The sequence below is a fragment of the Acetoanaerobium pronyense genome (assembly GCF_017874355.1).
GTDB lineage: Bacteria > Bacillota > Clostridia > Peptostreptococcales > Filifactoraceae > Acetoanaerobium > Acetoanaerobium pronyense.
This window is the reverse complement of sequence record NZ_JAGGLI010000031.1, coordinates 1-23,210: the sequence shown is the minus strand read 5'-3', so window position 1 is coordinate 23,210 and position 23,210 is coordinate 1. Positions and strand designations below refer to the sequence as shown.

Genomic DNA, 23,210 nt, shown 5'->3' with positions numbered 1-23,210 from the left:
TTGGTTTTGTATTAGATTTATATACTTTTTAATAACTGGTAAACCAAATTTAAAAAATATTAGATATAATATTTTTAAATAAAAATCAATTTGAACTATTAAAGTTTAATTATGGGAAAAAAATAGTATTTTAAAAAATAGAATTGGGAAGGATGATAAATTATGAAAAAGAGAAATGTAGTTATATTGGCCTTTGATGATATGGAGACTTTGGATTTTGCTGGACCTTTTGAAGTATTTTCAGTAACGGGACAAAGAGAGGGAGATGGACACTTTAATGTTTTTTTAATATCTGAAAATCCTGGTCCTGTTCTAGCTGTTAATGGACTTAGTGTTAACCCTCACTATACGATATTTAATAGTCCTGAAATAGATATTCTTATAATACCAGGAGGGGTTGGAGCAAGAAAAGTACTTAAAAATATGAAGCTACTTCAGTGGATAAAAGAAACCTCATCAAAAACAGAACTTACACTTTCTGTTTGTACAGGATCTTTGATATTGGGACAGCTAGGGATACTAGATAATCTTGTAGCTACAACTCACCATGAATGTATTGATTTGTTAAAGGCGTTAGCACCTAAAACAAAGGTAAAGGATGATGAAAGATTTATAGATAATGGAAGAGTTCTAGTGGCAGCTGGTATTTCTGCTGGAATAGATATGTCTTTATATGTTATAGAAAAATTGCTTGGTAAAAAACAGGCACTGGAAACTGCTAACTAGATGGAGTATCCTTATCTGAGTTCAAAATGATATTATTTATAAGGTTAAAGATGAGATTTAGGGATTACCAGTTTTTAAAAGAAGAGCATATAGAGATACAATATGAAGTTTCTGGAATGGTGAAATCAAGGATACAGTCATATAAAGAAACGTTACCTTGACTTGATAGGAGTGAAACCATGAAGAGAGAAGTAGGAATCAACTTAAAAGAGGGAATTTTTTTATGTCCATGGAAGGTATCGCCAACGCTTGTGGACTATAATGGACATATGAATGATGCAGAGTATGGACGAATCTTCAGTAAAACCTTGGACCTGTGGATTGACTGCTTGGGACTGAACGAAAGAGAAAATCAGGATTATCAGTATACCTTTTTTACGCTGGAGTCTCATATCTGTTACTTAAAAGAAGTAAATGAATCAGAGGAGTTGACTGTGTTCCCACAGGTGATTGATCGGGACAACAAGAGAATCCATTTGATTATGATCATGAAAAATCAGGAAAAAGAGACGGTGGCCACCAGTGAACAAATGGTTATGGGGATGGATAGAATCACGAACCGGCCGGCCCCCTTTCCTGAGCCTATGCAAAGACGTTTAGAGGAATATCATAGGGCGCAGCAGGACTTGGCAATCCCTAAAGAAGTAGGAAGAAAAATCGGTATTAGAAGAAAATAAAATGTAATATAGCTATGATAGTAAACCCCGCAACTGCATAGCCTATTGTTATGATGATAAATTATGAAAATATTCGACAAATTATCTTAAAAATATCCCCAAATTAAAATGAAATTTTAATTTAAATTTCTATTTATCATAGTTCAAAAACAGTATATACTATAGGTAAATAGAATGAATAGTAAAACTATTTTATATATTTAAAGAGTCATAATATGTCCAACTAACCCTATATAATATTAGTTATAGAGGGAACATAACAAATAATAAGATGGCATAGGGGGAAAGAAAAATGGGGAGAGATAGAATAAAAAGCAATAATTCTTCATCTTATAATGATTTGCTGATAAAAAAAGATAGTGAAATAAAGAGATTAAAGAAACAGCTTTTTTATTTAAAAAAACATTATTCTAAAGATCCACTTACAAATACATTAAATAAGATAAATGGCCTAAGAAGACTTCAAATAGAAATTAATAAATCCCAGATAAACAAAACTCCTACAACAATCGCATTTATAGATGTTGACGATATGAAGTCTATAAATGATAATTATGGACATTGTGTAGGAGATGACTTGCTTTTAACTCTGGGAAATCTAATAAGTGCAAACATAAGAAAATGGGATTTCGTATTTAGATTCGGAGGAGACGAGTTTGTTATTGTGTTTTCAGATACAGATAAAGACCAAGCGACATCCGTCCTTAAAAGAATAGAAAAAAAGATAGAGATATTTAATAAATCAAAAGAAAATATATTTAATATTGATATTAGCTATGGAATCAATGAATATAAAGGGGAAGAAAAGATAAAAATATATAATTTTTTGGATTCAGCAGATATAAATATGTATGAACATAAGAAGATGAAAAAATTTGGATAGAAATAAAACTAAATACTAAAGCAAATTTTTAATATTATTAGAAAAAGCTAAGATATTAATGATAAACTTATATTAAGTTTTGAATTAGTATCTTAGCTTTTTTAGAAAGAAATTATGTAGAGAAATATATGGAGGAACAAATGAAGATTGAAAAACTAGTAATAGGAATGCATGAATCAAATTGTTACATAGTTAGTGATGAAAGCAAGGCATTGATAATAGACCCAGGTGGAGAAGCTGGAAGAATTGTAAAGCAAATTAGAAGAAACAATTTAGAGGTAGTTGGAATAGTTCTTACTCATTATCACTGTGACCATATTGAAGGAGTAGAGGAAGTTAAAAAAGCTTTTGACTGTAAGATTTTTGCCCATAAAAAAGAGGTAAAGGGGTTACTGGACCCAAATATTAACCATACTGCAACTCTAAGCAGAAAACCTCTATCAATCACTGCTGATGAGCTTCTTTCTGAAGGGTCAAAGATTACCATAAGTGAACATTCATTTTTAGAAGTAGTTCATACCCCAGGTCATACCCCTGGAGGGATTTGCCTTATTTCCAAAGAAAATAAAGTAGCTTTTACTGGGGACACATTGTTTGAAGATGGCCTTGGTAGGACTGATTTAGAAGGTGGAAATGAAGACCTTATGAAAAAATCAGTATCTAATAAAATTTCAAATTGGGAAGATGAAATTGCTATCTATCCAGGACATGGTCATTCTGTAACTATGAAGGATTTAAGAAAGAGGAATATAAATTATCTAAAATAAAAAATACTATATAGAGATATAAAGAGGGGGCGTTATTATGGGGGAGAAAATAGATATTTATGAATCCTTAATTAATAGGGATGTTTCTGAGGAAATAGATAAAAAGAAGGATTCTAATTTAATATATAAGGAAAAATTGGAACCGGCAACATCAGGAAGTATTATATCATCATATATTAAATCAGTTGTAGAAAAGGGATTAAGGCACTATAAATCAAATAGTGAAGATTTAAGCAAACAAATTGAAGTTGCTAATAAAATGATAGAGCTACTTAGCAAATCTGTGGATGAGTGTGAACTAGAAAAACATTTAATTACGGAAGATAATATCTTAAAGGCAATAGGGGATAAGCTTTTATCAAAAGAAACTATGAAGGAGTGGACTCCTCAGACATCTATTTCAAATAGTAGTTTATTTACAGGTGGCGTTCATGAGTCCCCTGTATTTGCAGAGCTAAAAAGAGAGATAGTATCAGCAGATAGGATTGATTTACTTGTTTCCTTTATTAAATTTAGTGGTCTAAGATTGATTTATGATGCACTTAAAGAACACACAAAAACCAAAAAACTTAGAGTTATTACTACAAGTTATATGGGAGCATCTGATTTAAAAGCAATTGAAGAACTTGCAAAGCTTCCAAATACAGAAGTCAAGGTTTCTTATGATACAAATAGAACAAGGCTACATGCGAAAGCCTATTATTTTCATAGAAATACTGGTTTTAGCACAGCATACATAGGCTCATCTAATTTATCTCAGGCAGCTTTAAGTGAGGGAACTGAGTGGAATCTTAAAATATCTGAATATTCGTCACCTGATATTATCAACAAATATAGAGTTACTTTTGAAACATATTGGAACTTAAAGGAATTTCAAAACTTTGATCCAAATAATATTTTGGATGTAAAGAAACTTAAATTTGCCCTTTCTAGTGAAAAGAAAGAGAAAGATTCTAATGAATATTTTTTTGATTTAATGCCCTATGCATATCAGCAGGAAATTCTTGATAAGCTTGAAATAGAAAGAAAGGTTTATAATTCTTATTTCAACCTTATTGTTGCAGCTACAGGTACAGGAAAGACAATGGTATCGGCTTTTGATTTCAAAAGGTATTATATGGAGAATCCTACTTCAAAATTACTTTTTTTAGCCCATAGAGAAGAGATTTTACAGCAGAGCATTACAGCTTTTAGAGGGGTGTTAAAGGATGCTAACTTTGGTGAGATGTGGGTAGGAAATTATAGACCTTCTATATTCAATCATATTTTTGCTTCTATTCAGACTCTAAACAGCAATAATCAATATTTGGAGTTTAAAGAGGATTACTTTGATTATATTGTTCTCGATGAGAGTCATCATGGTGCTGCAAGTTCCTATAGGAAAATTTTAAATCATTTTAAGCCTAAGATACTTTTAGGATTAACCGCTACCCCTGAAAGATTAGATGGGGAGGATATATTAGAGTTTTTTAATAATAAAGTAGCTTATGAAATAAGACTAAGAGAAGCAATTGAAAGAAATCTCCTTTGTCCATTTCACTATTTTGGAGTGTCAGAAACAGTAGATATTAGCAATGTTAAATGGCAAAATGGCAGATATGATGTTGACGGATTAAATGAAAAATATATAGGAAATATTGCTAGGGACTTAGGGATAATTTCAGCAATTGATAGATATGTTGCATCTAGAGACTCAATAAAAGGTTTGGGCTTTTGTGTCAGTAAAAATCACGCAAGGTATATGGCAAGTACATTTAGTAATAGAGGAATACCCTCAATTTCTTTAGACTCAGATTCTAGTGATGAAGAGAGAAAAGGGGCTAAGGATAAGCTTATATCTGGTGAAGTTAGGTTTATTTTTGTTGTAGATCTTTATAATGAAGGAGTAGACATACCACAGATCAACACGGTGCTTTTTCTTAGACCAACTGAATCTGCTACTATTTTTATCCAGCAACTAGGAAGGGGTCTTAGACTTCATAAAAATAAGGATGTACTCACAGTACTTGATTTTATAGGACAAGGAAGAAAAGAGTACAACTATCAGATGAAGTTTCAATCCATGGTTGGAAGAATCCATCATTCTATAGATAAAGAGATAAGGCATGATTTTCCAACTCTTCCTAAAACATGCTTTATCCAGCTAGAGAAGGTTGCTAAGGATGTAATTTTAGACAATATATCAAGTTCGTATAGTAATAAAGCTAAATTAAAACAAATGGTTAATGCATTTCCACTTGTGTGCAATTTAAAATTAAATCTAATTAATTTTTTAGATTATTATAATTTAGAGCCTCAAGTTTTATATAAATCATCCACTTTATGGGAACTTTTAAAAACAAGAGAAGAATCAAAATCGTATTTTGATGATATAAGGATTTTGAAAAATTCATTTATGAAAGTTAGCAAAATTAATGACTATAGTTTATTGAAATTTTTAGATAAATACTTGGATAATCCAATTAAGTTAGATAAAGAAATTGATAATAGAATGGTTTTAATGCTGTATTATACTATTTTTCAAAGTGAACCCTTAGAAAAACTTGAAAATATATTTACAAATATGAAGGAAAAAAACCATAGTTTGTACGAAGAACTGAGGGATTTGATAAAATATAATATGAGAAATATTGATCATATTCCAAAGGGCGTTCCTATATCTGAAGACGTTCCATTAGAGCTTCATAGTTCATATTCAACTGACCAAGTACTTGCCTCTTTAGGAGTTCACACTGCTGTGAAAAAGATGCCATTTAGGGAAGGGGTAAAGTATGTTGAAGAGCTTAATTTAGATGTTTTTTTCGTTACTTTAAATAAATCAGAGAAAACTTTTACAGAGTCCACTATGTATGAAGATTATGCAATAAATGAAGAACTTTTTCATTGGCAATCTCAAAGTAGGACTACAGTAAATAGTACTACAGGAAAAAGATATATCAATATGAAAGAAAATAAAAGCAAAGTTCTTTTACTTGTAAGGGAAGAAAATAAAGATTTATACGGTGCTACAGAGACATTTAAATGCCTAGGCCTTGCATCATATGTATCCCATGAAGGGTCAGCACCAATCAGCATAGTTTATAAATTAGATGAAAAGATGCCTATGCATATTTTGAGAACATCGAATCAGGTTGTAAATATATAAATATATTTGGAGGGGTTAATTATGAAAAAAGTTATACATGATTGTGACAACACTATGGGGGTTCCTCAAAAGGATGTGGATGATGGTTTAGCTCTTTTATATCTTTTAGGTAGAGAAGATATAGATATTCTAGGGGTCACTACAACCTTTGGAAACAGCACGATAGATATAGTTCATTCAAATACAGAATCTATGTTTTCGGAGCTAAAGCTAAATGACATTCCACTTGTAAGAGGAGCTGGGGTAAATGAAGATAGAAGAAGCGATGCAGCGAAATTTCTCCTTGAAACTGTAAAAAAATCTCCAAAGGAAGTTAGCATACTTGCGACAGGTTCACTTACAAACCTATATGGTGCATACTTACTAGATGATAAGTTTTTTACTTATGTGAAGGAAATCGTAATAATGGGAGGTATTCAAAAACCTCTTGTAATTAATAATAAGATTATGAATGAGCTTAATTTCGCAAGTGATGCATCTGCTGCCTATCATGTACTTAAGTATGGTGAGAACGCAACTGTTGTGACAGGGCATCTTTGCCTACAGGCTTTATTTGGGAAAGAGACATATGATGAGCTTATGGAAAATCCTTCTAATGAAGTTTTCAAATATATTAGGGAAAAAACTCTACCTTGGTTTAATTTTATAGGTCCTAAATATGATGTAGAGGGATTTTATAATTGGGATGTAGTTGCAGCTGTATATCTTACTAATCCTGAGATTTTTCAAGATGATGTAGAGATTATATCATCAGAGGAAGAGGACTATAAAACCGGACTTTTAAAGACTTCAAGTGATAAAGAAGGTTATAAGGTTAATATCCCAAAGAGTATAGTAGATATGAAAAAGTTTAATAGCCTTGTATTTGAAGCATGGGAACAAGCATTTTAGAAAAATATTTTTATTTTAGGGATGTATAAGAGAGATAGTTAAGGAGAATAGGAAACATGATTAGAAATGATAGTGATTTAGGATTTATTTTAAGATATGAAAATGTGGCGTGGTATGAAAATGGAAAAGTGAGGATTTTAGATAGAAGGGTTTATCCAACTGAGGTAAAGTTTGTGGTATGTGAGCATCATACTGAGGTTGCAAAGGCTATAGCGGATATGGTGACTCAAAGCGCGGGGCCATATACTGCAGCTGGAATGGGCATGGCTCTTGCAGCCTATGAAGTTCGAAACGAGAGTAAGGATATTCAGCTTGATTATTTAGAAAAAGCAGCTCACACACTTTCAAATGCAAGACCTACAACTGCAAATAGAATGAGGAAGATAACAAGTGGTTGCCTAGAGGCTACAAAGATTGCACTAGAGAATGGAGAAAAAGTAGATCAAAGAATATTTCAAACCACAGTAGATTCATTAAATAGAAGATATGAAAACATGGAGATAGTTGGAGAATACCTTGTTGATATGTTTCCAAATAAAGGGAGCATTATGACTCAATGTTTTGGTGAAACTATTGTAGGTATGATGCTAAGAGTTGCAAAGAAGAGAAACAAGGATATTAGAATTTTTGTGCCAGAGACAAGACCATATTTTCAAGGTGCAAGACTCACTGCTAGTGTATGTCAAGACCAAGGTTTTGACACTACTGTGATAACAGACAATATGCCGGCATTTGTCATGAAAAGTCAAAAGATAGATTTATTTACATCAGCTGCGGATGTGATTTGCCTTGATGGGCATATTACAAATAAGGTTGGAACATATCAAATTGCAATAGCTGCAAAGTACCATGAAGTACCTTATTTTGTAACTGGAATACCTGATATAGATAACCCAGTAGTAGAAACTGTAAACATAGAGGAAAGGGATCCTCAGCTAGTTTTAGAGGCTAGGGGTATAAAAAACACCTTAGATGGAGTAAAGGGGTACTATCCTTCTTTTGATATCACACCTCCCCATCTTATAAGTGGAGTTGTGACAAATAAAGGTATATATTCTCCCTATGATTTGAAAAGGTATTTTGAAACAGATGTGAAAAAATTCTACTAGAGGTGGCCAATGGATAGATTCAAAGAACACTTTAAGATGAATGAAGATGATATAAAGGTATATACTGTAGAAAAGTTAAAAATCTTTGAAAATATAGATGATGTGGTTGTCAGTGAAATTGGGGATGGGAATATAAACTATGTTTTTAAGGCCTTTGATAAAAAATCAAATAAATCCATAGTTATAAAGCAGGCAGATAAACTTCTTAGAAGCTCGCAAAGACCACTTGATATAGATAGAAGCAGGATAGAAGCTGAGGTAATGATGTTTTATTCAATGGTTGCTAAAGATTATGTTCCTTATATCTATGACTATGACAAAGTTATGTGTGCATTAACTATGGAAGATATTTCAGACTGTGAGAACTTAAGACATGGATTGATGAAATGTAAGATTTATAAAAATTTTGCTGAAGACATAACCACTTTTATGGTTAATACTCTAGTTCCTACTATGGATATAGCTATGAATCCTTGGGAGAAAAAAGAGAATGTAAAGAGATATACAAATATAGAGCTATGCGATATTACTGAGAAGCTTGTTTTTACAGACCCTTACACTAATTTTTATGAAACGAATATAGTGCTCGATGAAAGTAAGGATTTTGTAGATAAGGAAATATATAAGGATGAAGAACTGATTTTTGAGGCTGGGAAATTAAAATATAAGTTTATGAATAATCCTCAAAGTTTGATTCATGGGGACCTTCATAGCGGCTCCATATTTGTAAATGATAGTAAGACTAAGGTTATAGACCCTGAGTTTGCATTTTATGGACCTATAGGATATGATGTTGGAAATGTAGTAGGGAATCTATTTTTTTCATATATATATACTGAAATAATGGTTGAAAATAAAGATGATAAAAATAATTTTTTAAGCTGGTTAGAAATTACAATATCTGAAATCATAGATAAATTTATAGAAAAATTTAATATAGCTTATGATAATCTTGTAATAGACCCTGTTGCAAAGAACGAACTTTATAAAAAATGGATGATTGATAGCATACTTGAAGATACTGCAGGGATGGCTGGAACTGAGATAATAAGAAGGACTATTGGAGACTCGAAGGTTATAGAGATAGAATCAATAGTAAATATAGAGGATAGAGTTTTGGCAGATAAGTTTTTAATACTTCTTGGAAAAGCTCTAATTAAAGAAAGATATACTATAAAAACAGGAAAAGATTATATAAAACTGCTAAATAAAATAAAAAATCATTTTAAAGAAGTAGGTGAGATATTCTAATGATGATCAAAGAAAAAGACCTTATAGTTTGTTATGGGAAAAGGCTTATAGATAGAAATCTGACTACTGGGTCTGGAGGAAATATCAGCATATATAATAGAGAACAAAATCTAATAGCAATAAGTCCTAGCGGCTTAGATTATTATGATACTAAACCCGAAGATATAGTGATTGTTGATTTAGATAAAAATATTGTAGAGGGAAACCTAAAGCCTTCTAGTGAACTTGATATGCATATTATATTTTACAAAAACAGAGATGACATAAATAGTATAGTTCATACTCATTCTAAGTTTGCTACAGCAATTTCATGTATGGGATGGGAGCTGCCTGCTGTTCATTATCTAATTGGTATGGCAGGAAGTAGTGTAGGTTGTGCAGATTATGCTTTATATGGTTCTAAAGCGCTAGCTGAAAATGCACTTAAGGCAGCAGGAGATAATAATGCAGCTCTTCTTGGAAATCATGGACTTATAGCACTTGGGGATGATGTTGAGAGTGCTTTTTCAACAGCGGAACATTTAGAGTTTGTATCGGAAATATATTATCTAACTAAATCTCTAGGAGAGCCTAATATAATTTCCAATAAAGATATGGCTGATGTTATGAAAAAGTTTGGGACATATAAATATAAATAAAACAAAAGCTATCTATTGCTATGATTGGCGATAGATAGCTTTTTATTTTTAAGTTAAATCTTCTACCTCAATATTTTTAAATGTAAAGCTTTTTACGTCGAAGTACCCTTTATCTGTAATTTTCAGCTCTGGAATTACAGGAAGAGCCATAAAACTTAGTGTCATAAAAGGCTCAAGCGAAGGTGGTATATTTAGTGTGTTTTGGGCTTCATATCTTAGCTTTCTAAGGTCTTCGCATACTTCTTCCATTGTTTTTTCTGACATAAGGCCTGCTATTGGAAGGGCAAGAGATGCCTTCACTTCTTTTTTAGAAGCAATTACTATCCCCCCTTGCATCTCTCTAAGCTTGTTTACAGCTATAGCCATATCTTCATCAGAATCTCCAATTACAATTATATTATGAGAATCATGAGATATTGTAGTTGCAATAGCTCCATTTTGCAGATGAAAATTTTCCACAAGGCCTATCCCTATATTTTTAGTATTATTATGTCTTTCTATCACTGCTATTTTCACTACATCTAAATATTTACTTGATTTAAAGTTTCCCTCATCATCTATATAGACTCTTCTAGTTACAGATTCTGTAATAATACTGTTTGGTATTATTCTAATTACATTTACGATATCCGATTTTAATTTGAGTTTGAAATTCTTGGATGTAACTTCATCCAAATTCACTGTCCTTGTAACCTTCGAAGTATCCGATTTTTTAGTTTCAAAAAGAGGGATTTTATTTTCAGCAACGCAAATACCTTTTTTTAAAACTTTAAAGATATCGAGCTGTTCTATATCATTAAATATTATTAGGTCTGCATCATAGCCAGGAGCTATAGCTCCTATATCTCTAAGGTTATAACATCTAGCTGGATTGATTGTAGCCATCTGTATGGCTGTAATTGGAGACATTCCAAGTGATATAGCTTTACGGACATTAAAGTCTATGTGCCCTTCGTTTAATATATCTTCTGGATTTTTATCATCTGTACAGAACATACACATATGCTTATTATACTCGTTTACTCCTTTGATTAGAGTTTCAAGATTCCTAGCAGCTGAGCCTTCTCTGATTGCAATATACATTCCTAGACCGATTCTTTCCTGCATCTCTTCTACAGTACTGCACTCATGCTCTGTTCGTACTCCATTAATCATATAGGCATTTAGAGCTTTTCCAGTAAGCTCAGGACCATGACCATCTATTATTTTACTCTTAGCCATATTCATTTTTTCAAGCATATCGATATTTCCATCAATCACTCCTGGATAGTTCATAAGCTCTCCAAGACCAAGCACTTTTGGATGATTAAAAAATGTAGAAAGCTTTTCTGCATCTAATCTAGCTCCTGAAGACTCAAAATCAACAGCAGGAACGCAAGAGGGAAGCATGAAAAAACCATTTAGATTTGTTTTTTCTGTGGACTCAAGCATGAACTCGATTCCATCAAGGCCTAGTACGTTTGCAATCTCGTGGGGATCTGCCACGACTGTTGTAGTTCCCCTTGGGACTATTATTCTAGACATCTGCTCAGGTGTTACAAGGGTAGATTCCATATGCATATGAGCATCTATAAATCCAGGTGCGACATATGCTCCTTTCAAATCTATTTCATTTTTTGCATCATAGTGGCCTATCCCTATTATTTTTCCGCTATCTATAGCCAGATTTCCTTCTATAATCTTTCCATTAAATACATTTATAACCTTACAGTTTTTAAGGACAAGCTCAGGAAGGAGTTTGCCACTTGCAATATCTGCTCTTCGTTTTAGACGGTCCATTCTATCCATATCTATCATATCTTCGCCTCCGTTAAAAATTTCCATCTCTTAAAAATATATCTACAAGTCTCGCAGTTTCGTATTTGTGGTGTATTTTTTTATGGCCATAGTCTAAAATTATAAAGTCTTTTATTCCATCAAATTTTGTAGAGCTTATACTGACTCGGCCATCATTTTCAGAGTCTAATAAATGTCCAAATACAAGACTCTTTTTAGAACCAGCAATCACTCCAATATCTATATTTTTAATGTCATTCAACTTAAGCTTATTGATATTTTTAGTTTGTATGGATTTTAGAGTTCTAAATATATTTAGGAAGGTTTTGGAAATGTTAGATGTGGTATCTGCTAGCTCACTTCCAGTGTTAGGAGCTGCTATTAAAACACAGCGCTTGATTTTATTTGCATAAGGAGATTTTTTGATAAAGTATCTTATAAGAAGTCCACCAGTACTGTGACCTACAAGATAAATTTCATCATGTTTATCTTTTGATATCATATCTTCCAAAATAGGGAAAGAATCCACAAAAGACTTAAATGTGAGTGGGAAATCCATGCAAACTGGATAATATCCTAAAGCGGAAAGATTTTTGCTAAGAAGTTTCATATCTTTGGACTTTCTAAAATAGCCATGAATCAATATGACCTTTTTAATAATATTCACCTCACTTAGTATTCTTGATAGACGATAAAAAGCAGCGACAAGCTAAACTAACTAATTTGTAGCTGCAATTTTTTATATACAGGGTTTTGATTGTTTATTCATTACTGAAATCTTCCCTTTTTAAATCTAAAATAGCTGGACCCTCTATGACCTTTCCTTTTGAGTCAAATCGAGAACCGTGGCATGGGCAGTCAAAGGTTTTTTCTGCATCGTTGTATTCGAGGTCGCATCCCATATGAGTACATACTGCGCTGTGAACGTAGACCTCTCCATCCTTATCTCTAAAAATAGCCAGTTTTTTTCCATCTTTGTTTAGAACTAGACCTTGGTTATAACTAAGCTCTGAAAAATCTTTATTAGATGATACAAGTTTTGATTTTATCATCTCTTTTGCAACATTCATATTAGCCTTTAAAAAGCTTCCTAGATTCGAAGATATTTCTCCCCTTAATGGACTAAAGATATCCTCATATATACTTTGGTGGTTTATATCTCGTGCATCATAGGTTAGAGGGTCTTCGGCTATATCATCTATGTGAGTCTTTTTATTTTTTATCATTGAAGATATTAAAAGTGCAGCAAAGCTTCCGTTACTCATTCCCCATTTATTAAACCCTGTAGCTATATATACATTATGAGAGTCATTATAAATCTCACCTATATAAGGTATTTTATCTACGCTTTTATAATCCTGAGCAGACCATCTATAAGATGTTTCAGCAACATTAAAATGCTGAAGTGCAAAATCCATAAGGATTTTATAATCTTCAAGCTCTGATTTTTCTTGACCCACCTTATGTCCTTGTCCTCCCACAAGAAGGTATCTTTGATTATCAGTATCAGAAAATCTAACTGAAAAAGGGGATTCTTTGTCTAAAGATATAAACATACCTTCATCTGGATGAGTATTTTCAATCTTATACGCAGTAAGATATGAACGAAGAGCTTCAAGCCTTGCATAATACATAGAACCTGCTTCAAAAAAAGGATAGCCCGTAGAGACAATTACACTAGAGGAATCTATTTTATATCCATTTTTCATATTTACAATATAAGGGCCTTCACCCTCTATATCAATAGCCATAGCATTTTTATATATTTTCACACCTTTTTTCAAAAGGTAATCAATCATAAAACTAAGATATTTTACTGGATTGAGCTCAAACTGATTTTCGACCCTCAAAGCTCCAACATATCCGAGGTTATAAGGATCTTCATATATGATTTCATTATTTACATTCATCTTTTGATAGGCAAGATGTTCTTTTTTCAAAGAGGCCATTTCTTGTTCATCATTTGCGTATACACAGGCATAGGTTTCTTTAAAATCACAATCGATATTATGCTCTTTGATGATATTTTTTACAAGGTCCATACCTTCTTTTTGAGCCTTGTAATAAAGTATCGCTGCATCTAAGCTGTAGGTATCTATAATATGGCTATAAATCAGAGAATGCTGAAACGTAAACTTTGCGGTAGTATTTCCAGATGCAAGGCTAAGAGGAACAGTTTTATCTATAAGAATTACATCAATACCTTGTTTATTTAAAAGATAAGCTGATGTAATACCAGTAATTCCAGCTCCGGCTACCAAAACATCTGTCTTTTCATCTTTATCCATCTCGTTTAGCTCTACATTAATTCCATCTTTTAACCATAAAGAAAGCATTGAATTTTCTAATACGGTCTTATTCGACATTATTATCACCTCAAAAATATTGATACCCCTCAAATGGAATAATTCTCATAAAATAAAGTTTAGGATGTATATTAGTTGTTATTCCAAATAGGAATATATGATGTTGCCACTTGGATATAATTCCGATTATTTTATTTATGATATAGTGAACTTACTAGCTAAAATATTGTAAAAAGGGAGGATTAAGAGTGGAGAATATAAAGGTAAGGGAAATAACGCAAAACGAAGTAGAGGCTGGAAGAAGCTTTCTTTTTGAGATGGTTGAAGATTTGTTCAATAAAAAAAGAGATGAAAAGATACACTCTGATATATACAATCTAGAAGAGTTTTATTTACATACAAAGGATCATATCCTTTTAGGGGCATTTGACAAAGATGAAAATATAATAGGAACAATAGCATTAAAAACTTTTATAAATAGATTTAAGGCCATCGAGACTAGATATGATGTAAAGACGGCTGAGGTTGGAAGATGCTATGTCCGAGAAAGCTTTAGAAGGAAAGGGATTGGAAAGTTATTGTTTGATCAGGCAGTAGAATCATCCCATAAGCTTGGCTATAAGATGCTCTATCTTCACACCCATCCACATCTTCCAGGAGGGTTTGATTTTTGGCTAAAATCTGGATTTGAGGTTGTTCTTGTAGAAGAGGAGAATATACCTACGATTCATATGGAACTGCCATTGACTAATATCTAGATATTGTTTATAATGTCACCTTAATGAGAACTACATTCATTTGAATGAAAATTCCACTAAGGAAGGTGGGTAAGTCATGGAGCTAAAACAACTTGAATTTTTTGTAAAAACTGCTGAGTTTGGAAGTATAAACCAAGCGGCAGAAGCCCTTTATACAAGTCAGTCCAATGTGAGCAAAGTAATAGGAGCATTAGAGAAAAGCATCGGAGCTAGTCTGTTTGAAAGAAATAGCAAGGGAGTAATTTTGACAAATCGTGGAGACGAGATTTACAAATATGCAAAAGTAATACTAAAAAATGCTGAAATTCTAAAAAGCATTGCTAAAAATACAAATGAGAAAAAATTCAGTGTTTCTTGCTATCCAAGTCATATGATTACAAGCGCTTTAGTGGAACATTATAAAAAATATGGGAAAGAGCAGCTAACATATGAGTTTTACGAAGGTACTGTAGAGGAAATAACGGACAATGTAGCAAGTAGAGTTTCTGAAATTGGTATTTTATATTTTTCTGAGCACCAGATGAATGGATTCAAGCATGTTTTAGGACATAAACATTTGGAATTTCATGAATTAGATAAGAAAGAAGCTTGCATTTATGTGGGAAAGAAAAACCCATTATATAATAGAGATATGGTTGATTTTTCGGAGCTTGAAAATTTACCCTTTGTACAACCTGTTAAGGACTTTTTTTCCCTTGAGCATCATTTGGACACGATTAGTATTGGAGCCTTCAAAACAGATGATTTTAAAAACAAGGTATATACAAACAGTGACAACCTGCTTATAGATCTTCTTTTGAATACAGATATGTGTAGCTTTGGGATATATTTTATGGACCCAAACTATGAAACATACGACATAAAACCGATAAGACTTGAAGGTTGCTGCAAATGCTTGGTTTTGGGATATGTACAAAGAGCTGGAGTTCTTTTATCTGATGAGGCAAAGGAGTTTTTAGACAATATAAAGTTTTCTTTAAAAAGGAGCTTGTAGGTTATATCCAAATGGAATGACGATATATATCAATGAGGAATTATACATAGGCAATCTAATATGATATAGTAAGTTTCATGATGATAATAATTATCAATAATAATTAGAGGAGGAAGACATGAAACGTTACATAATCATATTAGTTGCTTTTTTAATGCTCTTTATTGGAGGTTGCAGCAGTAAATCTGAAATGCCAGAAAATCAATCTATAGGCACAGGTGAAGCTCAAGAAAGTAGAGTACTCAATTTTGTAAACTTTAGAGATATCCGTGATTTGAATCCCCATCTCTATGCAGGGGAAATGTATGCTCAGTCAATTTTGTACGATAGATTGGTTAATATTTCACAAGAAGGTTTCGAAGGAGCCTTAGCTCAGAGCTGGGAAATAAGCGAGGACGGACTTGTTTACACTTTTACAATTCGTGATAACGTAAGGTTTTCAGATGGAGAAGTGTGTGATGCCCATGCTATAGAAGCAAATTTTGATGCAATTATTGAAAATAAAGAGCGTCATTCATGGCTTGAGATGATGAATTTATTAAAAGATGTGAGGGCAGTGGATGATTTGACTCTAGAAATAGAGCTTACAAAGCCTTATTATCCTATGCTTACAGAGCTAGCAGTTACAAGACCATTTGCTATGATTTCACCAAAAGCGATGATAGATGGTTCTACAAAGGATGGAGTAAACGGATATATCGGAACTGGACCATATATGTTGACAGATTTTGTAGTTGATGAATATGCTGTATTTGAAATCAATCCATATTACTGGGGAGAAAAGCCAAATATAGAAAAATTTATTGTAAAGGTAATTCCAGATAATCAATCTAGACTAATGGCCCTTGAAAAAGGTGAGATAGATATAATATACGGAAAAAATATGGTTGATGCAGATACTCTAGTGCAGTTTATGGATAGTGAAGAGTTTGAAATTACATATTCTGAGCCGATAGCAACAAGACATATAGTATTTAACAGCACCAATGATATTTTAAAAGACCAATCAGTAAGGCAGGCTCTGCAACACGGAACTAATAGAAATGAAATTTCTGATGGACTTTTTTACGGACTAGAAGAGGCAGCAGATTTTCTATATGCTCCGACGGTTCCATATGCAAATATAGGACTTACACCTTATTCCTTTGATACAGCAAAAGCAGAGTCTATACTTGAGAGCGCAGGATGGATTAAAAATTCTCAGGGGATAAGAGAAAAAGAAGGAAAAAAATTAGAGCTGACTTTGCTTTATAATGCAAATAGTGTAATGGAAAAATCAATAGGTGAATATCTTCAAAGCTCTTATAAAAATATTGGGGTGAATCTTTCTTTAAAAGGTGAAGAAGAACAATCCTATAGAGATAACATGAAATCTGGGCAGTTTGATATGATTTTCAATATAACATGGGGACTTCCATACGATCCTCAATCCTCTCTTGCAGGTATGAAACTTCCAGTTTATGGGGATTATGCAGCACAATTAGGTCTAGAGGATAAAGCTTATATTGATGAGACTATTGCACAAATACTTGTATCAACAGATGAGACTGAAAGACAGTCTCTTTACAAAGATGTTCTAACAAGATTACATGAGCATGCTATTTATTTGCCACTTACATATGAGTGCAATAAAGCAATTTATAGGAAAGATCTTTCTGGGGTTGTTTTCACTAAAAATCCTTTTGAGGTACCTTTTTATGAAATGAAATTTACTAAATAACTTATAGGTGGTAATCAAATTGAGAACATACGTCTTAAAACGTTTATTAGCTACTATACCTATGCTTATTATTGTTTCTCTTGCTTGCTTTTTGATGATTCAAGGTATGAATTCAGATCCTGCTGAAGTTGTTTTAAGAGTTCGCCAAACACCTATCATCACAGAGCAGGCTGTAGAAGAAATGAGAATTGAGCTTGGTTTAGATAAGCCTCTATTTTCAAGATATGTAGATTGGTTTTCAAAAAGCCTTAGATTTGATTTTGGAGTAAGCTATGTAAACCCCAAAAGGACAGTTGTATCAGAGCTGAAGCGTTCACTTCCCGTGACGGTTCAGCTTGCTCTTTTGTCTGTTTTAGTAGTATTCATTACTAGTCTTATTTTGGGAAGTCTAGCAGCTTATCACAAAAACAGGTCTATAGACAAAATAATTAGGATTTTTTTATTTACCTTTTCATCAATGCCTTCATACTGGCTGGCTTTGATGCTTATAGGTTTTTTTAGCATTAGATTAAATTTATTGCCAACCGGAGGTAAAAGTGATAGCTTACATAGTTTGATTCTTCCTGTAATCACGCTTTCACTTGCTCAAATACCAATATATGTTCGCCTCATCCGCAGTAATATGATAGAGGTATTAAATGAAGACTTTATTTTTTATGCAAGGGCAAAGGGTGTGCATCCTCTTCTTTTACTGAAGCGCCATGTATTAAAAAATAGTATTCAAAGCAGCATTACTGCACTAGGTATGAGTATACCACAGCTTATTGCAGGTACTTTAGTAGTTGAAAATATATTTTCTTTACCTGGAATTGGAAGACTTAGCATAGAGGCTATTTTAAGTAGAGACTATCCAGTGATTCAGGCTTATGTATGGCTTATTGGATTATTATTTATTTTATTTAACCTCATTTTTGATGTTATCCAAGGGCTTAATGATCCACGAATTAGACAAAGGGAGGCTTAGAGATGAAGCAAAAATCTATAGGACTGAAATTTGTCATATTTTTCATTATATCTGTTGTGATGATGGGTATTTTTGCGCCTTGGATAGCTCCGAATGACCCATATGAGAGTTCCCTTTTTCAAAGGTTTGCGTCTATGTCTTTAGAATATCCCTTTGGAACAGACCATTTGGGAAGATGTATATTTTCTAGGATAATATTTGGGATTAGACCAACCCTTACATATGCTTTTATGATTATGATTGGAACAATGTCTATTGGTCTCACTCTTGGATTGATTGCTGGTTACTTTGGAGGAAAGATAGATGAGATAATAATGAGGCTAGTTGATATCATATTATCATTTCCAAGTCAAATAGTAGTTTTAGCAGTAGTTGCGACTATAGGTATAGATATCCAAAATGTTGTAATAGCTACTATATTAGTGAAGTGGGCATGGTACTGTAGAATGATTAGAGGTAGTGTACTCAAATTTAGGGAAAGTCCTTTTGTGATTTACTCTAAAACTATTGGAATGCCTACTTGGTTTATATTGAAAAATCATATTTTACCAAATATCACTGCTGATTTGACCGTTCTTGCATCCCTTGATATGGGATGGGCTATTTTAAACATATCTACTCTATCATTTTTAGGTATAGGGATTCAGCCGCCAGTTTCTGAATGGGGAGCTATGCTTAGCGAAGCCAAAAATGTATTTCGAAATCACCCCGTTCAGGCTATATATCCTGGTATAGCTCTGATGTCTGTCATTGGTGGGTTTCATTATCTTGGAGATGCGTTAAGGGATTATTGGGATCCAAAGGAGGCAATATGATGAAGATTTTAGATGTAGAGAACCTCACTGTTAAAATGATGAAGGAAGCTGAGCAAATATTAGTAGACTCAGTATCATTTCATATAAAAAAAGGAGAGTGTCTTGGACTCATAGGGGCTTCAGGAAGTGGCAAAACAATGACAGTAAAAGGGATATTAGATCTTTTGAATCCTCCATTTTTTGTTGAAAGCAAAATCACATTAAATAATATGAGTTGGGAAAGCCTCAAAAAATCTGAGAAAAGAAAAATAATGGCAAAAGATATAGGGATAATTCTTCAAAATCCTATGAATGCCTTCGATCCTCTCATGAGAATTGGCAAGCAGATGCACCATTACTTATATCCATATACTAAGTTAAAAGGAGAAGAATTTACAAACTGGCTAATATCTCTTTTGGAGGAAGTACATATATCACATGGAGAGGATGTATTGAAAAAATATCCCCATCAGTTAAGTGGGGGGATGCTCCAAAGGGTTATGATTGCTCTATCTACAGCACTAAGTCCTGCTCTAATCATTGCTGATGAACCAACAACAGCAATTGACTCACAGACTCAAAGGGAAATACTCAAGCTCCTTAAATCAATTAAATCAAAAAATGAATCAGGGATTTTGATGGTATCTCACGATATTGATGCAGTTTGCAGCATTGCAGATAGGATTATATTGATGGATAGAGGAAGGATTGTAGAGCAATCGGATTGCGTTGATTTTCTAAGAGACCCAAAGAGCATACAGGGCAAGAACTTGATGAAATGCAAATCAAAGCTTGGAGGGGAAATTCATGCTTTTGGATATACGAAATGTGTCGGTTAGCTTTAAAAAAGAAAACCAAAAGAGTTTATTTGGAAAAGAGCGTCAAAGGGTTTTAGACGATATTAGCTTTTCAATGGATTATGAAGATGCTATTGGGATAGTAGGACCTTCAGGAAGTGGTAAAAGTACATTAGGAAAGGTGATTTTAGGTATTATAAAACCGGATACTGGAGAAGTGATACTTGAAGGTGAAAAAATCCCATCAATAGCATCTCGAAAATCTATGAGTTTGGTTTTTCAAGATTATAAAGCTTCAGTAAATCCAAGGTTTACGATTAGGCAGATAATAGAAGAACCTCTTTTTCTAAGCAAATCATCCTTAAATAAAGATAAGGAAATAAATAGGCTATTAAAAGATGTGGGACTAGATGAATCGTTTGCAAGTAGGTTTCCCCATGAAGTAAGTGGAGGACAGCTACAAAGAATATGTATTGCACGCAGTATTGCAACAAATCCCAAAATTATTTTACTAGATGAGGCTACCAGCTCATTAGATTTGGAAAATCAGATTAATATCTTAGATTTGCTCAAAGAGTTAAAATCCAAATATAAGCTTAGTTATATATTTATTAGTCATGATTTGGATTCTATCAATTACCTTTGCAATAAAGTCATTACATTAAAAAATGGAAAGGTTGAAACTTATGATTAAAAATTCGAAGCTAAGTGACAGAGAGTTTTTGTCAGTAGCTATACCTTTTATGATATCAACTATGACCCAGCCTCTCCTTGGTGCTGTTGATACGGCTATAGCAGGAAGGCTCCCGTCGGCGGATTACATTGCTGCAATAGCTGTTGGAGCTACTATATTTAATACCCTATACTGGCTATTTGGTTTTTTAAGAGTATCAACAACTGCTTTTAGCGCTCAGGCTATGGGAAAAAACTCAAAAGAAGATATTAGCTTAGCAATGTATAGGCCAATTATTATGGCTATAGGGGTAGCTCTAGTATTTCTTATATTTCAGTACTTTATATTTAACGGTGCCATGTGGCTGATTTCTCCAAGCAAGGAGGTTGCGCAAAATATATCAGTTTATTTTTATCTTGTAATATGGGGAGCACCATTTGTTTTGAGCAACTATGTAATTTTAGGCTGGCTTATGGGACAAAGACTTATAAGATATTCCATGACAATGCAGATTTCGGGGAATGTAATTAATGCATTACTAAGTGTGATTTTTGCAATCTACTTTAATATGGGAATACTTGGAATTGCAATAGGTACTTTGACTGCTCAGATAATATCGACTATTATGGGAATATTTTTTGTAATCCAAACAAAGGCTTTGATGAAGGTTTCTTTAAAAGGAATACTTGAGAAAAAAGCATGGCTTGAAACTTTAAAAGTAAATGAATATCTCATGAAACGTACAGCATGCCTTTTAATACATAATAATATTTTTATAGCAGTAGGAGCTCGTTTTGGAACCACTATCCTCGCTGTAAACGGAGTTTTATTTCAGCTAAACTCAATAGTTTCCTACTCTTTTGATGGATTTGCAAATGCATCTAGTATATTTGCAGGAAAATCAAAGGGGACGGATGATTTAGAGCTATTAGACGAGACAATAAAGAAGTCAAAAAAATGGATGTTAGTACTTTGTGGATTTATAATCGTTGTATATACATTACTCCAAAACCAAATGTTTACTTGGTTTACATCTCTTGATGAAGTTCTAAAAGTATTGCAGCACTATAAATACTGGCTTTATGTATTTCCAGTAGTGGCGGGAATGGGTCTTGTATTATATGGTATATATACAGGAACTGCAAACACAAAAGTAGTATTTAAAAGTACATTTTATGGTCTAATAGGATTTTTGATTGTCACAGGTCTTACTTTATCATGGTTTAAAAATCATGGACTGTGGATGGGCGTAATGACTTTTTATGGAATAAGGAGTTTAGTTTTAATCAATGGACTGCCACAGCTTGTAAGCCTAAAAAAATATATTCAAACCCAATAAAAAAGATATATTTGGAGTTTATTTCCAAATATATCTTTTTTTTAATCCACAGGGAACTCATCAAATATAGTCTCTATTACAATTCCTGTAGCTTCATTATACATTATCCCTTTGTAATGAGGCCAATTGACCTTTCCTATTTCTTTTTTTGCATTATCATAAACATACCATTTTGCAATTCCAATATTTCCATCTGGTTCATTTTTTAAATTTCTCAAAAGAACTATATTGGATTCATATCCGGGGATTTGATCTATTAAATGATTATATCCATTTATTTCATTTTCATCGAGATGATTTTTCAATTTCAAAATTATGGAGTTATAAACTTTATTGTAGGAATTTTGAGAGTCCATCAAGGCTTTATACCAAAGAACGTTGTTTCTACTCATTTTTTGAATTGAATTTGAAAACTCTGATCCATCTAAGGGAGATATAATATCAGACATCTCAAGGGAATTTTCACCTTCAGTAAAATGTATTTCTACAGGAAACATGGCTCCACTTCCCAGCTCGAAAATCCCTTCTTTGGGGATAAAGCCCGTTTGGTATATATTTGCCAAGACAACATGTCTATTGTTTTCTTTAAAGCTAGCCACTATTTCCGCATTTGTAATTTGTATTTCATCACTAGGATAATCAGACATAATATGCTCCACTAACTCAGTGAGCTCTTTCTCAGAAGGAAAAGCATTAGAGATATCTTCCTTTAAAAAATATGCTGCCGAAACACCTGTAAATAAAATTAAAATAATTAAAAAGAATAAATACTTATTTATTTTCATAATGTGATACCTCCTTGCAAACTCTAACCCTATATAATCCCTTTTAAAATTATTTGCTCATAGATATAGTTTGTATTATCCTATTAAATAAATCCTTACAAAAAGAATACAAATAAGTATATTTAACCTGAATTATTCATACACTTCTTTTAAAATCTTTAAAAGCATTTAAGCGTAAGCTTTACAAAGGCGTAGCCTTTTACACCTATTAGGTGAA

At 32.9% G+C, this 23,210-nt stretch carries 22 protein-coding genes; 18 read left to right on the top strand and 4 right to left on the bottom strand.

Annotated features, from left to right (window positions below; genetic code table 11):
• Positions 1–162: 162 nt before the first annotated feature.
• The 10 genes from J2Z35_RS11715 (at position 163) to J2Z35_RS11675 (ending at position 10,087) form a co-directional block, all read left to right on the top strand.
• The gene (locus tag J2Z35_RS11715; protein ID WP_209661578.1) at positions 163–726 is read left to right on the top strand and encodes a DJ-1/PfpI family protein; all 564 of its coding nucleotides are present in this window, start codon (positions 163–165) and stop codon (positions 724–726) included.
• Between the two features lie 26 nt (positions 727–752).
• A complete protein-coding gene (locus J2Z35_RS14810; RefSeq protein WP_281063644.1) occupies positions 753–887 on the top strand; it encodes a hypothetical protein in 135 nt (44 codons plus the stop codon).
• A gap of 18 nt (positions 888–905) precedes the next feature.
• Entirely contained in the window at positions 906–1,403 is a 498-nt protein-coding gene (locus J2Z35_RS11710; RefSeq protein ID WP_209661577.1) for a thioesterase family protein, read from the top strand.
• A 292-nt stretch (positions 1,404–1,695) separates the two neighbouring features.
• Positions 1,696–2,286, top strand: coding sequence for a GGDEF domain-containing protein (locus tag J2Z35_RS11705; RefSeq protein ID WP_209661576.1), 591 nt, complete (start codon positions 1,696–1,698; stop codon positions 2,284–2,286).
• Positions 2,287–2,426: 140 nt separating this feature from the next.
• Positions 2,427–3,053, top strand: a complete 627-nt coding sequence (locus J2Z35_RS11700) for an MBL fold metallo-hydrolase (RefSeq protein WP_209661575.1) — start codon at positions 2,427–2,429, stop codon at positions 3,051–3,053.
• A gap of 37 nt (positions 3,054–3,090) precedes the next feature.
• Positions 3,091–6,198, top strand: a complete 3,108-nt coding sequence (locus J2Z35_RS11695) for a DUF3427 domain-containing protein (RefSeq protein ID WP_209661574.1) — start codon at positions 3,091–3,093, stop codon at positions 6,196–6,198.
• Positions 6,199–6,219: 21 nt separating this feature from the next.
• Positions 6,220–7,089, top strand: coding sequence for a nucleoside hydrolase (locus J2Z35_RS11690; protein WP_209661573.1), 870 nt, complete (start codon positions 6,220–6,222; stop codon positions 7,087–7,089).
• A 56-nt stretch (positions 7,090–7,145) separates the two neighbouring features.
• Positions 7,146–8,198, top strand: coding sequence for an S-methyl-5-thioribose-1-phosphate isomerase (locus J2Z35_RS11685; RefSeq protein ID WP_209661572.1), 1,053 nt, complete (start codon positions 7,146–7,148; stop codon positions 8,196–8,198).
• Positions 8,199–8,207: 9 nt separating this feature from the next.
• Positions 8,208–9,449 (top strand): S-methyl-5-thioribose kinase, encoded by a 1,242-nt coding sequence (gene mtnK / locus J2Z35_RS11680; protein WP_209661571.1) that lies wholly within the window; start codon positions 8,208–8,210, stop codon positions 9,447–9,449.
• Positions 9,449–10,087, top strand: coding sequence for an L-fuculose-phosphate aldolase (locus J2Z35_RS11675; RefSeq protein ID WP_209661570.1), 639 nt, complete (start codon positions 9,449–9,451; stop codon positions 10,085–10,087). Before mtnK ends, J2Z35_RS11675 begins: the two co-directional genes overlap by 1 nt.
• A 48-nt stretch (positions 10,088–10,135) precedes the next feature.
• Here J2Z35_RS11675 and ade read toward each other — a convergent pair whose 3' ends face one another.
• The 3 genes from ade to J2Z35_RS11660 form a co-directional block, all read right to left on the bottom strand.
• A complete protein-coding gene (gene ade / locus J2Z35_RS11670) occupies positions 10,136–11,884 on the bottom strand; it encodes an adenine deaminase (RefSeq protein WP_209661569.1) in 1,749 nt (582 codons plus the stop codon).
• A gap of 13 nt (positions 11,885–11,897) precedes the next feature.
• Positions 11,898–12,530, bottom strand: coding sequence for an alpha/beta fold hydrolase (locus J2Z35_RS11665; protein ID WP_209661568.1), 633 nt, complete (start codon positions 12,528–12,530; stop codon positions 11,898–11,900).
• A 94-nt stretch (positions 12,531–12,624) separates the two neighbouring features.
• On the bottom strand, positions 12,625–14,229 hold the full coding sequence (locus J2Z35_RS11660) for an FAD-dependent oxidoreductase (RefSeq protein ID WP_209661567.1): 1,605 nt from the start codon (positions 14,227–14,229) through the stop codon (positions 12,625–12,627).
• Between the two features lie 188 nt (positions 14,230–14,417).
• Between J2Z35_RS11660 and J2Z35_RS11655 the strand changes: the two genes are divergently transcribed.
• The 8 genes from J2Z35_RS11655 (at position 14,418) to J2Z35_RS11620 (ending at position 22,208) form a co-directional block, all read left to right on the top strand.
• On the top strand, positions 14,418–14,927 hold the full coding sequence (locus tag J2Z35_RS11655) for a GNAT family N-acetyltransferase (RefSeq protein ID WP_209661566.1): 510 nt from the start codon (positions 14,418–14,420) through the stop codon (positions 14,925–14,927).
• Positions 14,928–15,003: 76 nt separating this feature from the next.
• The gene (locus J2Z35_RS11650) at positions 15,004–15,921 is read left to right on the top strand and encodes a LysR family transcriptional regulator (RefSeq protein WP_209661565.1); all 918 of its coding nucleotides are present in this window, start codon (positions 15,004–15,006) and stop codon (positions 15,919–15,921) included.
• 118 nt (positions 15,922–16,039) lie between these two features.
• Complete coding sequence (gene nikA, locus J2Z35_RS11645) at positions 16,040–17,641, top strand: nickel ABC transporter substrate-binding protein (protein ID WP_209661564.1); 1,602 nt, start codon at positions 16,040–16,042, stop codon at positions 17,639–17,641.
• A 19-nt stretch (positions 17,642–17,660) separates the two neighbouring features.
• Positions 17,661–18,605, top strand: coding sequence for a nickel/cobalt ABC transporter permease (gene opp1B / locus J2Z35_RS11640; RefSeq protein WP_209661563.1), 945 nt, complete (start codon positions 17,661–17,663; stop codon positions 18,603–18,605).
• 2 nt (positions 18,606–18,607) lie between these two features.
• Positions 18,608–19,420: an ABC transporter permease gene (locus J2Z35_RS11635; protein ID WP_209661562.1), complete on the top strand. Its 813-nt coding sequence runs from the start codon at positions 18,608–18,610 to the stop codon at positions 19,418–19,420.
• Complete coding sequence (locus J2Z35_RS11630; RefSeq protein ID WP_209661561.1) at positions 19,420–20,238, top strand: ATP-binding cassette domain-containing protein; 819 nt, start codon at positions 19,420–19,422, stop codon at positions 20,236–20,238. Before J2Z35_RS11635 ends, J2Z35_RS11630 begins: the two co-directional genes overlap by 1 nt.
• On the top strand, positions 20,207–20,890 hold the full coding sequence (locus J2Z35_RS11625) for an ABC transporter ATP-binding protein (protein ID WP_209661560.1): 684 nt from the start codon (positions 20,207–20,209) through the stop codon (positions 20,888–20,890). The genes J2Z35_RS11630 and J2Z35_RS11625 overlap by 32 nt, the downstream gene beginning before the upstream one ends.
• A complete protein-coding gene (locus J2Z35_RS11620; protein WP_209661559.1) occupies positions 20,883–22,208 on the top strand; it encodes an MATE family efflux transporter in 1,326 nt (441 codons plus the stop codon). The genes J2Z35_RS11625 and J2Z35_RS11620 overlap by 8 nt, the downstream gene beginning before the upstream one ends.
• A 41-nt stretch (positions 22,209–22,249) precedes the next feature.
• Here the strand turns inward: J2Z35_RS11620 and J2Z35_RS11615 are convergent, their stop codons facing one another.
• On the bottom strand, positions 22,250–22,993 hold the full coding sequence (locus tag J2Z35_RS11615; protein ID WP_209661558.1) for a hypothetical protein: 744 nt from the start codon (positions 22,991–22,993) through the stop codon (positions 22,250–22,252).
• Positions 22,994–23,210 lie beyond the last annotated feature (217 nt).

Coding starts and splice junctions, on each gene's coding strand:
- J2Z35_RS11715 (WP_209661578.1), top strand. CDS start 163: ATGAAAAAGAGAAATGTAGTTATATTGGCCTTTGATGATATGGAGACT.
- J2Z35_RS14810 (WP_281063644.1), top strand. CDS start 753: ATGATATTATTTATAAGGTTAAAGATGAGATTTAGGGATTACCAGTTT.
- J2Z35_RS11710 (WP_209661577.1), top strand. CDS start 906: ATGAAGAGAGAAGTAGGAATCAACTTAAAAGAGGGAATTTTTTTATGT.
- J2Z35_RS11705 (WP_209661576.1), top strand. CDS start 1,696: ATGGGGAGAGATAGAATAAAAAGCAATAATTCTTCATCTTATAATGAT.
- J2Z35_RS11700 (WP_209661575.1), top strand. CDS start 2,427: ATGAAGATTGAAAAACTAGTAATAGGAATGCATGAATCAAATTGTTAC.
- J2Z35_RS11695 (WP_209661574.1), top strand. CDS start 3,091: ATGGGGGAGAAAATAGATATTTATGAATCCTTAATTAATAGGGATGTT.
- J2Z35_RS11690 (WP_209661573.1), top strand. CDS start 6,220: ATGAAAAAAGTTATACATGATTGTGACAACACTATGGGGGTTCCTCAA.
- J2Z35_RS11685 (WP_209661572.1), top strand. CDS start 7,146: ATGATTAGAAATGATAGTGATTTAGGATTTATTTTAAGATATGAAAAT.
- mtnK (WP_209661571.1), top strand. CDS start 8,208: ATGGATAGATTCAAAGAACACTTTAAGATGAATGAAGATGATATAAAG.
- J2Z35_RS11675 (WP_209661570.1), top strand. CDS start 9,449: ATGATGATCAAAGAAAAAGACCTTATAGTTTGTTATGGGAAAAGGCTT.
- ade (WP_209661569.1), bottom strand. CDS start 11,884: ATGATAGATATGGATAGAATGGACCGTCTAAAACGAAGAGCAGATATT.
- J2Z35_RS11660 (WP_209661567.1), bottom strand. CDS start 14,229: ATGTCGAATAAGACCGTATTAGAAAATTCAATGCTTTCTTTATGGTTA.
- J2Z35_RS11650 (WP_209661565.1), top strand. CDS start 15,004: ATGGAGCTAAAACAACTTGAATTTTTTGTAAAAACTGCTGAGTTTGGA.
- nikA (WP_209661564.1), top strand. CDS start 16,040: ATGAAACGTTACATAATCATATTAGTTGCTTTTTTAATGCTCTTTATT.
- J2Z35_RS11635 (WP_209661562.1), top strand. CDS start 18,608: ATGAAGCAAAAATCTATAGGACTGAAATTTGTCATATTTTTCATTATA.
- J2Z35_RS11630 (WP_209661561.1), top strand. CDS start 19,420: ATGAAGATTTTAGATGTAGAGAACCTCACTGTTAAAATGATGAAGGAA.
- J2Z35_RS11625 (WP_209661560.1), top strand. CDS start 20,207: ATGCTTTTGGATATACGAAATGTGTCGGTTAGCTTTAAAAAAGAAAAC.
- J2Z35_RS11620 (WP_209661559.1), top strand. CDS start 20,883: ATGATTAAAAATTCGAAGCTAAGTGACAGAGAGTTTTTGTCAGTAGCT.
- J2Z35_RS11615 (WP_209661558.1), bottom strand. CDS start 22,993: ATGAAAATAAATAAGTATTTATTCTTTTTAATTATTTTAATTTTATTT.